Genomic DNA, 13,253 nt, shown 5'->3' on the forward strand with positions numbered 1-13,253 from the left:
CCTTCACAAACCACGCCACGACCTGCTTAACTGTTAATTGTTCGATCGCGCTTTCAGATTCTGTCGCAATTTGCCTCAAAGGCCGCAAAGACGCAATTACCAAATTCGTAAAAAAGTTTTCAAAACTCGCATCAAGTTCGATCGACCCTTTAATACTCTCATCATTCTTAATCCAATCCATCACCTGCCCATTAGTCACCTCAGCCACCGGCTTCCCAGTCTCCCCAGCAATTTGCTTGAGCACCCTCAAAGCATAAATTGCCAGCCGTGCCGAAAACTTCTCCTTCGGCGACAGCAGCGCCATATCAACTTCGGCGCACTCTTCCGGCTTTAAAAAATCTGCTAGCGGTTCCATATATTAAAAATTGGTAATTGCTAATCGGTAATCGGTAATTGGTAATCCCTGACATCCGTGACATCCGTTACACTCATCCGTTGTCGAACTTCCATGCGTGACATCCGTTAAATCCCGTACATTGCCTGTTGCCGAACTTCTTCCTTCCTTCTGGCAATCATATAACCGCAGCGGTGTTCCCCATCAATAATCCAGTGAGTCCGCTCCACAATACAATCCGGCAAAACCGCCGCAAACATTTCCAACTCATTGCCACACACACTCGGAAAAGTTTCAGCAACATTAGAAATCGCGCAGTTGTGTTCCATCAACACAAATCGATCGCCCTTCCCAGCGCGATCGCACATCCCAACCTCTACCGATTCTACAGGATAACACTCAGCCATATAACCTTCAGCCCTGCGGAGTTCCATTAACTTAGTCACCCGCTCTTGCAGCGAACCCGCACCCACCAGCCGCCGATACTCCGTCGCCTTGCGCTGCCACTGTTTTTGCAGGATAGTAATCACTTGCTCGCGGCCGACGGTTTCCGCCAACGTATCCAGGAAAGAGACAGCAAAATCACCATAACGATTCGGGAATCGATCGCGCCCCTGACTGGTAAGCTCATAAATGTGCTGCGGCCGCCCCATCCCAGCCTGAACCGACTGATACTGAATCAGCCCCTCCGCTTCCAAATCCTTCAAGTGACGGCGAATCGCCTGCGGGCTCATATCCAAAGACTCCGCCAACTCAAGAGCCGTCCCCTGCCCCCCCTTGAGCAAATATTCCAGGATGTCTTGTTTCGTGGAAGTCTGCTGAGTAGTCTCCATCATCTTCACAAAAAATTATTAATTTGACTTTGACAATATCACTATTGTTAATGTAGCTTAAAATATAGTAAAGCAACAAAATTGTTGTTTAACTACCCAGAGCAGTCCAGCAGAACTCGCTCAAGCCCAGACAGGCATTGCCCCGTCTGCCATCCAGAGAGCATTATCTAGAACACTGAACACGCAAAATAATGAGTTCTACCACAGTCAAAACCTTAGTCAACCAGCCCTACAAATACGGTTTCGTCACCGACATCGAGTCAGACACCATCCCCCGCGGCTTGAGCGAAGATGTAGTCCGCCTGATTTCCGCCAAGAAAAACGAACCGGAATTCATGCTGCAATTCCGCCTCAAAGCATACCGGAAGTGGCTGACAATGACCGAGCCCACCTGGCCCCACGTCAACTATCCCGCGATCGACTACCAACAAATTATCTACTATTCCGCGCCCAAACAAAAGCCCAAAAAGCTCAACAGTTTGGATGAAGTTGACCCGACACTGCTCGAAACCTTCGAGAAACTCGGCATTCCCCTCTCCGAACAAAAACGGCTCGGAAATGTCGCCGTCGATGCCGTTTTCGATAGCGTTTCAATTGCCACAACATTTAGAGAAAAGTTAGCCAAAGATGGCGTTATTTTCTGTTCCATCTCAGAAGCAGTCAAAGATTATCCCGAACTAATAGAAAAATATCTCGGCAGCGTCGTACCAGTTGGCGATAACTTTTTCGCAGCCCTCAACTCCGCCGTATTCAGCGACGGTTCCTTTGTTTACATTCCCAAAGGCGTAAAATGCCCGATGGAATTGTCAACCTATTTCCGCATCAACAACGGAGATTCCGGCCAGTTCGAGCGCACCTTAATTGTTGCAGAAGAAAACAGCTCAGTGTCTTACCTCGAAGGCTGCACCGCCCCCATGTTTGACACCAACCAACTGCACGCCGCCGTAGTGGAATTGGTAACAATGGACAATGCGGATATCAAATATTCAACAGTGCAAAACTGGTACGCTGGCGACGCCAACGGCAAAGGCGGCATTTACAACTTCGTGACGAAACGCGGTTTGTGTCAGGGAGTAAATTCTAAGATTTCTTGGACACAAGTAGAAACCGGTTCCGCGATTACTTGGAAATATCCCAGTTGCGTGTTAGTCGGCGACAACTCGGTGGGCGAATTCTACTCCGTAGCGCTGACAAACAACAAACAGCAAGCTGACACCGGCACCAAAATGATCCACGTTGGTAAAAACACTCGCAGCACGATTATTTCTAAGGGAATTTCGGCGGGAAATTCATCCAACAGCTATCGCGGCTTAGTGAAGATGGGGCCGAATTCTAAAGGCTCTCGCAATTACTCTCAGTGCGATTCGATGCTGATTGGGGATAACGCTCAAGCGAATACTTTCCCTTATATTCAAGTGCAGAACCATACGGCTAAAGTGGAACACGAAGCTTCTACTTCTAAGATTGGGGAAGAGCAATTATTCTTCTTCGCACAGCGGGGAATTTCCGCAGAAAATGCTATTTCTATGATGATTAGCGGTTTCTGTAAAGATGTTTTCAATCAGTTGCCGATGGAATTTGCGGCGGAAGCTGACAAGTTGTTGAGTCTGAAACTCGAAGGAAGTGTCGGGTAGAAGGAAGTTCGGCAACGGATTATGTAACGGATGTAACGGATGTAACGGATGTCAGGAAGAAAATATTTTGGCGGGCGAGAAACCCTCGTTACCAGGCTCTGCCTGGTAACGCATATCTAGAGGCTCTGCCTCACATTTCTCTCTCCCGTTTCCAACGAGGCAGAGCCTCGCGACAGGCATTCCTAGGCACAGCCTAGGAACGAGAAGAAAAAACTGTAAAGTGCATTGAGGAAAAGGACAAAAATAGATGATTGTTGAAAATAGTCAAGTGGTGCTATCCGTCCGCGATTTAACTGCGAATGTGGAAGATACCCAAATCCTTAAGGGTTTGAATCTGGAAATTAAATCGGGTGAAATTCACGCGATTATGGGCCCGAACGGTTCGGGAAAAAGCACTTTATCCAAGATATTAGCCGGTCATCCTGCTTATACGGTAACGGGCGGAGAAGTTACTTTTCTGGGTCAAAATTTGCTGGAATTACCGCCGGAAGAACGCTCTTTGGCTGGCGTTTTCCTAGCGTTCCAATATCCTTTGGAAATTCCGGGCGTTAGCAATGTGGATTTCTTGCGCGTGGCTTACAATTCTCACCGCAAACATCGCGGCTTGGAAGAATTGGATGCTTTTGATTTCCAAGATTTAATCGAGGAAAAGCTGGATATTGTCAAGATGAATGATTCTTTTTTAGGCCGCAGCGTAAATGAGGGTTTTTCCGGCGGTGAGAAAAAGCGAAATGAAATTTTGCAAATGGCGCTTTTAGAACCGAAATTAGCTATTTTGGACGAGACTGATTCGGGTTTGGATATCGATGCTCTCAAGATTGTCGCCGGTGGTGTGAATCAGTTGTCAACTGCTGAGAATTCGATGTTGGTGATTACTCACTATCAGCGGTTGCTGAATTACATTATTCCTGATTTTATTCACGTCATGGAAGCGGGCAGAATTATCTTGACTGGCCCGAAAGAGTTGGCGCTGGAATTGGAAGAGCGCGGTTATGACTGGGTTGTGGAAGAGGAAGCAGCAGGAGTGGGCGCGCGATGATGAATACGCAAGTTGCTAGTAGGGAAATGTTTTTGACTGATTTGGTGAATCAGTGCGGCAAGTTGGAGGCTGTTAATAACAAAAGTGCGGCTTACGGGTTGCAGGATTTGCGGGATGCGGCGACTGAATACGTGCTTTCTTCGACTTTTCCGACGGTGAAGGATGAAGAATGGCGCTTTACTGATTTGTCGTCGGTGTTGCAAATTCCTTTTCATATACCGCAGAGCAATCAGTCAAAAGTTAAGCTGGCTGATATCATTATGCCAGTGAAAAACAAGGCAGATTTACCATTAAGATTGGTATTTGTCAACGGTTTTTATGCGCCGGATTTGTCAACGGTGGAGTCGTCGGTTTTTCCGAATTTGCCGTTAGCGGAGCCCTCGAAGAGGATCGACTTTTACGCAGGTAATCTATCCAATGTACCCGAAAAATATCAAGGGCGCATCAGCGATGTTTTGAGCAAGCACAGACAGCAAACCGAGGTGTTTACGGCGCTGAATACTGCGGGTTTGGCGGATTCTGCGGTGGTGTTCGTGCCGGCCAATATGTCGATCGACCTTCCGATTCACTTGCTGTTCCTGACAGCGCCCGGTGCATCTCCCACGATGTCCCAGCCGCACTGCTTAGTCATAGCTGAGCCTGGAAGCAATGTCACGCTAGTTGAGGATTACGCAACTATCGGTAATGTACCAGCGTTTACTAATGCTGTAACGGATGTTATTGTCGGCGAAAACGCCACTGTGAATCACGTTCGGCTGCAGCGGGAAGGTGGGGAAGTTGTTCATATCGGCAAAAGTGCGATCGAACAATCTCGCAACAGCCGTTATACTTGTCATGCTATCAGCTTGGGAGGCAAAATATCGCGGCACAATTTAGAAGTTTTTCAGCGCGGCGAAGCCACAGAAACAACTTTAAACGGCTTAACCGTAGCCTTTGGCGAACAGTTATCAGACACTCACAGTGTAATCGATTTCAATCACCCCCACGGTACAAGCCGCCAATTGCACAAGTGCATTATCGGCAACAAAGCTCGCGCTGTATTTAACGGCAAAGTTTTCGTTCGCAAAGCCGCACAATTAACAGATGCCGGACAATTGAGCCGTAATTTGTTGCTGTCGCCGAGAGCTCGCGTAGACACTAAACCGCAGTTAGAAATTGTGGCCGACAACGTTAAATGTTCCCACGGTGCAACTGTCAGTCAATTAGAAGATGATGAACTTTTCTACTTGCAAAGTCGCGGTTTGGATTTAGAAAGAAGCCGCTATTTGCTAATCGATGCTTTTGCGGCGGAAATGCTCAATCAATTACCAATTATTGGGGTGGCGAAAATGCTTTCTACCTGCGTGGCAGTCCAAGGATAACTCATACAAATGAGGATACAGAGGACACAGCATTGCTGTGTCCCTACAACATCTTGCACCATTTTTAACAGCCTGTAGGGGCGGGTTTCACGAATAATAATTAATTGCCTAAAACCAACAATCTCGTAAGCCCGCCCCCACCCAACGACAAATCACTAACTTCAAAAAATATGACACTTATTCAAGAAAAAACACTTGCATCAAAAGTTCGCGGCGACTTCCCAATTTTGAATGAAAAAGTTAACGGTAAACCGCTAGTTTATTTAGACAATGCAGCTACTTCTCAAAAACCCCTAGCTGTGCTCAACGCTTGGCGTGATTACTACGGACAATACAATGCAAACGTGCACCGCGGCGCTCACACTCTCAGCGCCAAAGCGACTGATGCTTACGAAGGTGCTAGAGATAAAGTTGCTGCGTTTGTAAATGCGGCGTCGCGACAAGAAATTGTTTACACTCGCAACGCCACCGAAGCGATTAATTTGGTTGCTTATTCTTGGGGTTTGAGCAATCTGCAAGCCGGAGATGAAATTATCCTGTCGGTAATGGAACACCACAGCAATCTCGTGCCGTGGCAAATGATGGCTCAAAGAACCGGTGCGGTGCTGAAGTTTGTCGAGTTAACGGAAACTAACGAGTTTGATTTGGAACAGTTTAAAACGCTGATTTCCCATAAAACTAAATTGGTGTCAACCGTTCACGTTTCTAATACTTTAGGCTGCATTAGTCCTGTCAAAGAAATCTGCGAAATTGCCCACAGTTTCGGCGCAAAAGTTTTAATAGATGCTTGCCAAAGCGTGCCACACATGATAGTAGACGTGCAAGCAATGGATTGTGATTGGCTGGTTGCTTCCGGTCACAAAATGTGCGCTCCGACTGGCATCGGTTTTCTGTACGGTAAGCTGGACTTGCTGAGAGAAATGCCTCCGTTTTTCGGCGGCGGCGAGATGATTGCTGACGTGTTTCTCGATTATTCTACCTATGCCGATTTGCCGCACAAATTTGAAGCCGGCACGCCTGCAATCGGCGAGGCGATCGCCCTTGGTGCAGCAATCGATTATCTTAGTAACATTGGCATGGATAAGATTCACGCTTGCGAAGCAGAATTGAATGCTTATATGTTCCAACAATTACGGCAAATTCCCGAAATCAAAATTTACGGGCCACAACCAGACAGCAACGGCGAAGGTAGGGCAGCTTTGGCGGCATTTACTGCGGGAGAAATTCACCCTCAAGACTTGTCTACCATGTTAGATCAGGAGGGAGTTGCGATTCGTTCCGGGCATCACTGCACGCAAGCTTTGCACCGCTATTTGAACATTTCATCTACGGCGCGGGCGAGTTTGTATTTTTACAATACTCGCGAGGAGATTGATGTGTTTGTGAAAGCGTTGAAAGAGACGATCGACTTTTTTGGTGGGATTATGGGATAATTTGCTAGGGTGGGCATTTGCCCACCTTGTTAGAACATTGTTTGCCTTTGGCGAACGGAATATCTCGTGAAAATAGTTGAGTATTATAGTTTAATAATACAACCACTAAAAAACATGAATCAATACCCTATTATCCTCATGCCCGACCCTGTTATTCAAGCTCTAGATGCAGTTCCATTCACATGGAAATTTAGTGAACCAAAACCTTTACCTCCTAGTTATAAGCCCCAACCAATTGATGTATTTTTGTTTTTTTATAAATCTCTCCCATTAATTATTCCTTTTGCAACTCTTTCTCTGATTGCCAGTAGAAATATTACCATCACTGTCTATATTTCTGTAGGGGGAATTTTTGTTACTGCCTTGAACTTCTGGCAACAACAAATGTATTACTTACGGACACTTAATCAATACAAGCAACAAATGCGAGATTATAAAGATTTGTTAGCAGAATGGAAAAAGCGTGAGATTCAGCATAAACGGCAGATAGCAGAATCCCAAAAACCTGAAAAGATAAAACAGTATCGCTATCAGATAATTAAAGATATTATCATAAAAACCGTCCCTCCTGAAGGTAGAATTGTCAGTACAAAGTCTCAGTGGCTTGAAAGTAAATTTTATAATAACTTACAGGAATTATTCCCAAATAAAATTAATAACAATTTAATCATCCAAAAAAACCATTCTTATCAACCTTACTGTATAGAAATTTGTTATTTTGATAATTTAACCAATTTACGTATTGATATAACAATTGATAAACCTTATCACTATGAAAGCGGGGAGCCTAAAAATTACGAAGTGCTTGTCCAAGAAAATCAGCGCCATCAACTATTTTTAGAAAAAGGATGGATAGTCATTAGATTTGCTGAGGAGCAAGTAGTCTGTTGGCCACAAAGCTGTTGTCGGGTAATAGCGGAAGTAATCAATCAAATAATAGGTACACCAATTCCCGATGAATTGACAACTGTAGAAACTTTACGACCTATCCAGCAATGGAATGAATTTGAAGCACGACAAATGGCACAGGAGCGCTATAGAGATAATTATTTAATCTAGCGATCTCCCTTTTTTTGACCGCAGATGAACACGGATGAACGCGGATGAAGAAGAGAGCGATCACACCCCAAATACAAGGAGGCGATAATGTTTGTGTTAAACCTATCAGCAGAAAATTGGTTGGGCAACCAGGATGAAGGTGACTTAATAGAAAGTCCTACTTGGAGTCAAATAGAACAAGCCATCCGCGAGTTAAATGGGAAAACTAAAACTTTAGTTACCTTGGGTGCAGATGACGAGTGTTATATGAGCATTGGTGGCGGCGAATCCGGCAAATATATTGTTAACGTAACTTTTGATAACGTTAGCTTCCATAATTTAGTAGATCCATCAAAACCAGATGCAATAGAAAAGCTAGTTGTCGGCGGACAAGAAGGTAATTATTCTGCCAGGATGTGTGTAAATTTAGAGACGGCACTGTTGGCAGCTCAAACATTTACAGTATCAGGACAACTTCAAATATCACTGTCTTGGGAAGAAGAAAAAGAATTAGCGGTGTCATCAAATAAGATTTAACACAACCTAAGTGAAGTGCGAGCGCCTTTTTTTTCATCCGCGTTCATCAGCGTGCATCTGCGGTTTAAAAAAGAGCGCCCTTTTTTGATAGTATCTTGGCTTGTGGTAAAATAAAACTAGAGTTTTCTCAGCTCAAGGAGATTTTGAGATGATTGCTACTACTTCAAGTTTAGCCGAACAGAGAACACTGCTAGAAAACATTAGCTGGCAGACCTTTGAAACGCTGCTCAAAGAAATAGGCGATAAGCGAGGTTATCGCATAGCTTATGATAACGGGATGTTGGAAATTATGAGTCCTTTATACGAACATGAAAATCCCAAGATTAAGTCCGATCGCTTCATTTTCATTTTAGCAGAAGAACTCGGAATTGAAATCAAAAGTGCTGGCTCAATGACTCTCAAGCGAGAACGGGCTAAAAAAGGCATAGAACCTGACAATTGCTATTATATCCAAAGTGAACCAGCAGTCAGAGACAGGGAAGAACTGGATTTAGAAACAGCCCCACCGCCAGATTTAGCAATTGAAATAGATATTACCAGCAGTTCAGTTAATAAGTTTGCCATTTACTCCGCACTTCGCGTCCCGGAACTCTGGCTGTATAACGGGCGAGTTTTGAATTTTTATCAGTTGGTAGAGACAGAATATGTTGAGTGCGACTTTAGTATTGCTTTTCCGTTTGTATCGGTAGCAGAAATGGCTGGGTTTTTCGATCGCACTCAAACGATAGGGGAAATGGCTTTGCTGAAATCCTTTAGGAGTTGGGTTAAGGGTAAAATATAATATTCTCTAGCAAGGTGCGCAGTGCGCACCCTACATAATTAGGTGCTGCGCCCAAGACTATTAAAACTCCCTAATCTCAGGATGAACAAACTGATAACCGGCTGCCTTAATCTTTTGATTCGATACCTTCGCATTATAAGGCCGCACGCTAGGACTTCCATCCCAAGAAACTTTAGGCAGATTGTGAGTTTCAAAAATGCGATCGAGCAATTCACCACTCGATAGCGACACATCGCCAACTAAATTATAAATTCCCTGCAATCGATTTTCCAAAGCAAATGTCAACCCCCCAACAACATCATCCAGATGCACCCAATTTGTAGCATCTTCCCCCCTACCAGGACGAGTGTTCCCAGCCCAACGTCCAAAGATTTTAACTAATTCTCGCCCCGGCCCATAAATTCCTCCCAAACGGAGAATGCAGACGTGAAGATTTTGACTAGATGCTGCTAATAAAACTCGTTCAGTTTCTGCCAGAATTTCACTGTTTGGATTAGTCGGTGCGACGGGTGATTCTTCATTTACCAATTCACCTTGGCGATCGCCATACACAGAATAAGTACCCGTATAAATAACCTGTTTTACTGTCGGTATCTGCTGTAAAACTGATACCAAAGTTGTCGCAGTATCTAAATAACTTTCCCGATAAGCATGAGGATTTGGAGCACCGACGCACAGCATAACAGCATCTTGTTCTTGCAATACAGCCGTCATTGCATCTTTGTCATTTCCTTTGAGCACGGCTACCCGCTGGGCGACATCCTCCAACTCAACTACTCGCGCCGCCGTGGTAGTTGTCGCCGTCACGGTACAATCAGATTTGCCGCGTAAATGTTTGGCTGTCGCAGTACCCACATAGCCGCAGCCGACGATCGCAACTTTCATAAAAAATCCTCCATTGTTTCATGCTGTCTAAAATTATTGCCGGTTTCTGAAATCATGGCGCGCTGAGTTTTGTGGTAAAATGCAAAGCGTCGTTATCAATCGGAGTAGCATCATGTCCGAGAGAGATATTTTTGCCACCTCCTCAGAAAGCGAACTTTTAGCTTTTTATGGTTCTTTGTTTGCGATCGCAGCCGCCGACGGTTCCATTGATATTGACGAACTAGATTTGTTGTTTAAAACCATAAATTTAGACAAATTTTCTGACTCTGCAAAGACTCAAATCCAATCCTACACAGCCAGTCCCCCATCACTGGGCGACTGTTTGCAAACACTCAGCCATTCACAACAACCGCTGCGTTTGGGAGTCATGTATTTTTTAATTAATATTGCTGGCGCAAATAAGACGCTGCATCCGGCAGAAAGCGAGGCGATCCAATCCGCAAAAAAACTGCTGGCGGTTTCCGACTTGCAAATCCAAGCCATGCAGGAATTCATCGCAGACATGAAACAAACACGGGAGGCCGCGCCTAATAAAAATCAGGCATCAGAATCCTTCAATTCTGCTGTTTCCCAGCTTAAAACTAAGGGCATTCCTCTCGATTTAATCGACCGAAAAGGAACCACAAGAAACCTCAGCAACCCCCCAATCAACTATTCAGATGAAAGTTTTTGGGTTAAGCTTAAAAACTTTGCTTTAACCGCAGGAATAGAAGTAGTTGAAAAAGCTTTGATTCTCTACTATACGGCTCAGAACCCAAACGTGCCTGCTTGGGCAAAAGGAGTTGTAGTTGGAGCTTTGACCTATTTTATATCTCCTGTTGATGCTATTCCCGATATATTAGCCGGTATCGGATTTACCGACGATTTGGGAGTATTGCTGGCGGCAATAGCTACTGTTTCAGTATACATTAATGCTGATACTAAAGAACAAGCCAAACAGAAAATGAAAGATTGGTTTGGCTAATAATATTATGTCCGATCGATTAACCGTAATATCCCGGTCGGGCGGGTTTTTAAGATTATCAATTATTGGCAGGTATTGTTGGTGAACCCGCCCCTACAACAATCGCGATCGCTCGACCGAACATGATATGAATCGGACTAACATAATCTGAAGAATATAGCAGTTGTCAATCGGATAAAATACAGGTAAGATACAAGACACGGCACTGCCGTGTCCCTACCCAATATCTGTAATTGACTCAACTGAAAACTTGATTAGTTATTGTGGATTTTCAGTCTTTAATCGGCTTACCATCTCGATTGACAATACGGCTTTCACCATCCTTAGCCGTGACATTTTCATAAACCCCTTCATCCCGCTTCACGTACTTGCTGAACCCCTGATTTTTATAATCGGTGTCCGATGTCGGCTTCATCAACCTCGGAGCGCTCAGCAGTCGGCGTACCGGCGCATCTGCGGGAGTCTCCCCGGGTTCGCGCTTCGCCAACTCGCACAGTTGGCCCCAAGTCGAAACTTCCAGGTTCATGCTGTGCCAAACTTCTAACTGCTGGTTGTTTTCGGGACACAAATAATCGTATACAGGCATACTAAGAATCTCGTTTGCAACTACTAAAATTACTAATTGCACGGTTATTGAGAATATTATAGCTCAACATTACTAATAATTCAACCCTAAAAATTAAACTTTACTATTTTTAACGGTTGTTGAAACCATAAATCAGCTATATTATTAACCCTGTGTGCTTGCTCCCGGATGCGATCGAGACAAAGCCCAAAAGTACGCTACCCTGAAATCCTCTGACTCGATCGCACGATCGCACGATCGACGGCTAGCAAATGCCCGCAAGACTTCCGTGAATGCCGTCAAAGGATTGATCATCATTTTCAGACTGTACGCAAATCACAGATTCTAAGTTTCAAATTTATTTATTTACTCACCACCGAGGATTTACCGATGAGCGATTTCAAAGTTACGCCAGAAGTAGAGCTGAACACAGCTCAAATGTTGGAGCGATACCAACTGCAAGATGAGACAACTCTGCGGCGTTGGGCAAAACTGCACGGCATCAACAGCACCCGTGGTTTCTTCTATCCCAGTGAAGTAGATTTGATGGATCACGCTCACCACCATCTCTACAATTTGGGAATGAGCATTGCTGAGTACCAAAGTCTTTTAGACCGACGCCGCACCAATTCCCAGACACCGGGCGACCAAAATAAAACAGTAGCAAGTCAAGTTGCTGACGAAGCATACGATGCTATAGAAACGCTGACCGATCAGTATGCTGAAGCTATTGATTTAATGGGAGAACGTATAGCAGACCATTTCATCGATGAACTCGATTTATCTGTGATGCGGCACCTTTCTAAAAAAGTGCAAGACCGCCGCACTCTCAACGGTCAAACCAAAAAGCCTAACCGTTTTCTCCAAGTGATTAAAGCCGTGTTGCAACCGAGCAGCGAAAATACGCTTCTGGTTCCCAAAAAAGAAGATGACTCTAGCTTAGAATTAGAACAGCATCACCGACTCGGCTAGCTGCCGATTTCGTTGAAAGACTAAGCGTTACTTATAGCGGTAAGGTGCGCCTAGCGCACCCTACATAATTAGGTTCTGCCTCCAGGACTGTAAAGGCAATAAATTTACTCTTTTCAAGTGTCCGTTACCTGTGAATTATAAATTTAAGACTGGATGCAGATATATTTTGCGCTGGAATTACCTAAAATATATGTTTGATCTAAGACGTAAATCTAGCCCAAGGTAAAAAAATGATTAAATCCTGGATGGTAATTGGAGGCGTCGCCTTTGTAGTAGCACTAGCTGCTAACATAATCGCGCCCAGCGACATCCAATGGTTCAACCGATTGCAGCGTCCGAGATGGCTAGTAATTGAAAAAGCAATTCCGCTAATTTGGACAGTAATTTTTATTTGTGCAGCTTGGTCAGCAGTGATAGTGTGGGAAAAACAACCAGGAACTCAGGAGACTTGGCTGAGAATGGGTTTGTACCTACTTTTAGAAATAGTAACTATGTCTTATACCTCGGTTATGTGCAAACTTAGGAGCCTAAAAGTCGGCACAATAATCGGCGGAACGGGCGCTATTTTAAGCGTAATGCTAGCTTTAAGTGTGTTGCAAGTTTCCGAGCCAGCCGCCCTGTTATTGCTGCCTTACATACTTTGGAGTCCGATCGGCACTTACACCACTTGGGCAATGATGCACCTAAATCCGGCGGATGTTTAGCCTCTCATGGAATTAGTCATTTTAATGGGATTGCACGCAGAGAAAAAAAGCACCTTTTAAACCTAAAATGTGCTCGCTGTTAGATCCCCGGCTTCTTTAGGAGCGCGAATTAAATAACTTACAATTTTAATTGTTATTGTGGGATGGGCGTCCCGCCCGTCCTTTTTGGACGG

At 44.5% G+C, this 13,253-nt stretch carries 15 protein-coding genes; 10 read left to right on the forward strand and 5 right to left on the reverse strand.

Annotated features, from left to right (window positions below; all coding sequences use genetic code 11):
• Both QUB26_RS21400 and sufR read right to left on the reverse strand, forming a co-directional pair.
• Positions 1 to 355: hypothetical protein (locus QUB26_RS21400; protein ID WP_333319631.1), on the reverse strand; the 355-nt coding region annotated here is incomplete at its 3' end.
• A gap of 107 nt (positions 356 to 462) precedes the next feature.
• Complete coding sequence (sufR, locus tag QUB26_RS21405) at positions 463 to 1,170, reverse strand: iron-sulfur cluster biosynthesis transcriptional regulator SufR (protein ID WP_333319634.1); 708 nt, start codon at positions 1,168 to 1,170, stop codon at positions 463 to 465.
• A gap of 188 nt (positions 1,171 to 1,358) precedes the next feature.
• Here sufR and sufB point away from each other — a divergent pair, with 188 nt between their 5' ends.
• The 7 genes from sufB to QUB26_RS21440 all read left to right on the forward strand — a co-directional run bounded on the left by sufB (position 1,359) and on the right by QUB26_RS21440 (position 8,990).
• Positions 1,359 to 2,801: a Fe-S cluster assembly protein SufB gene (gene sufB / locus QUB26_RS21410; protein WP_333207742.1), complete on the forward strand. Its 1,443-nt coding sequence runs from the start codon at positions 1,359 to 1,361 to the stop codon at positions 2,799 to 2,801.
• 247 nt (positions 2,802 to 3,048) lie between these two features.
• On the forward strand, positions 3,049 to 3,840 hold the full coding sequence (sufC, locus tag QUB26_RS21415) for a Fe-S cluster assembly ATPase SufC (protein WP_333319637.1): 792 nt from the start codon (positions 3,049 to 3,051) through the stop codon (positions 3,838 to 3,840).
• Positions 3,837 to 5,201, forward strand: coding sequence for a Fe-S cluster assembly protein SufD (gene sufD, locus QUB26_RS21420; protein ID WP_333244334.1), 1,365 nt, complete (start codon positions 3,837 to 3,839; stop codon positions 5,199 to 5,201). Before sufC ends, sufD begins: the two co-directional genes overlap by 4 nt.
• 170 nt (positions 5,202 to 5,371) lie before the next feature.
• The gene (locus QUB26_RS21425; protein ID WP_333244338.1) at positions 5,372 to 6,634 is read left to right on the forward strand and encodes a SufS family cysteine desulfurase; all 1,263 of its coding nucleotides are present in this window, start codon (positions 5,372 to 5,374) and stop codon (positions 6,632 to 6,634) included.
• A gap of 114 nt (positions 6,635 to 6,748) precedes the next feature.
• Positions 6,749 to 7,693, forward strand: coding sequence for a hypothetical protein (locus tag QUB26_RS21430; protein ID WP_333244342.1), 945 nt, complete (start codon positions 6,749 to 6,751; stop codon positions 7,691 to 7,693).
• 87 nt (positions 7,694 to 7,780) lie between these two features.
• A complete protein-coding gene (locus tag QUB26_RS21435) occupies positions 7,781 to 8,209 on the forward strand; it encodes an Imm1 family immunity protein (RefSeq protein ID WP_333244345.1) in 429 nt (142 codons plus the stop codon).
• A gap of 148 nt (positions 8,210 to 8,357) precedes the next feature.
• Positions 8,358 to 8,990: a Uma2 family endonuclease gene (locus QUB26_RS21440; protein ID WP_333319641.1), complete on the forward strand. Its 633-nt coding sequence runs from the start codon at positions 8,358 to 8,360 to the stop codon at positions 8,988 to 8,990.
• A gap of 60 nt (positions 8,991 to 9,050) precedes the next feature.
• On the opposite strand, the gene QUB26_RS21445 is transcribed toward QUB26_RS21440, so the two are convergent.
• Complete coding sequence (locus QUB26_RS21445; RefSeq protein ID WP_333319643.1) at positions 9,051 to 9,875, reverse strand: NAD-dependent epimerase/dehydratase family protein; 825 nt, start codon at positions 9,873 to 9,875, stop codon at positions 9,051 to 9,053.
• Positions 9,876 to 9,987: 112 nt separating this feature from the next.
• Here QUB26_RS21445 and QUB26_RS21450 point away from each other — a divergent pair, with 112 nt between their 5' ends.
• Positions 9,988 to 10,839 carry a DUF1232 domain-containing protein gene (locus QUB26_RS21450; RefSeq protein ID WP_333319646.1) on the forward strand — a complete coding sequence of 284 codons (852 nt, stop codon included), beginning with the start codon at positions 9,988 to 9,990 and terminating at the stop codon, positions 10,837 to 10,839.
• Between the two features lie 271 nt (positions 10,840 to 11,110).
• Here QUB26_RS21450 and QUB26_RS21455 read toward each other — a convergent pair whose 3' ends face one another.
• Together QUB26_RS21455 and QUB26_RS21460 are read right to left on the reverse strand one after the other, a co-directional pair.
• Positions 11,111 to 11,425 carry a zinc ribbon domain-containing protein gene (locus tag QUB26_RS21455; RefSeq protein WP_333052014.1) on the reverse strand — a complete coding sequence of 105 codons (315 nt, stop codon included), beginning with the start codon at positions 11,423 to 11,425 and terminating at the stop codon, positions 11,111 to 11,113.
• Positions 11,426 to 11,569: 144 nt separating this feature from the next.
• Positions 11,570 to 11,722 (reverse strand): hypothetical protein, encoded by a 153-nt coding sequence (locus QUB26_RS21460; RefSeq protein WP_333244358.1) that lies wholly within the window; start codon positions 11,720 to 11,722, stop codon positions 11,570 to 11,572.
• Positions 11,723 to 11,794: 72 nt separating this feature from the next.
• Between QUB26_RS21460 and QUB26_RS21465 the strand changes: the two genes are divergently transcribed.
• Positions 11,795 to 12,376 (forward strand): hypothetical protein, encoded by a 582-nt coding sequence (locus QUB26_RS21465; protein WP_333244361.1) that lies wholly within the window; start codon positions 11,795 to 11,797, stop codon positions 12,374 to 12,376.
• Between the two features lie 230 nt (positions 12,377 to 12,606).
• On the forward strand, positions 12,607 to 13,080 hold the full coding sequence (locus tag QUB26_RS21470) for a TspO/MBR family protein (RefSeq protein WP_333244364.1): 474 nt from the start codon (positions 12,607 to 12,609) through the stop codon (positions 13,078 to 13,080).
• Positions 13,081 to 13,253: the final 173 nt, after the last annotated feature.

The sequence above is a fragment of the Microcoleus sp. B4-C1 genome (assembly GCF_036705285.1).
Taxonomy (GTDB): domain Bacteria; phylum Cyanobacteriota; class Cyanobacteriia; order Cyanobacteriales; family Microcoleaceae; genus Microcoleus.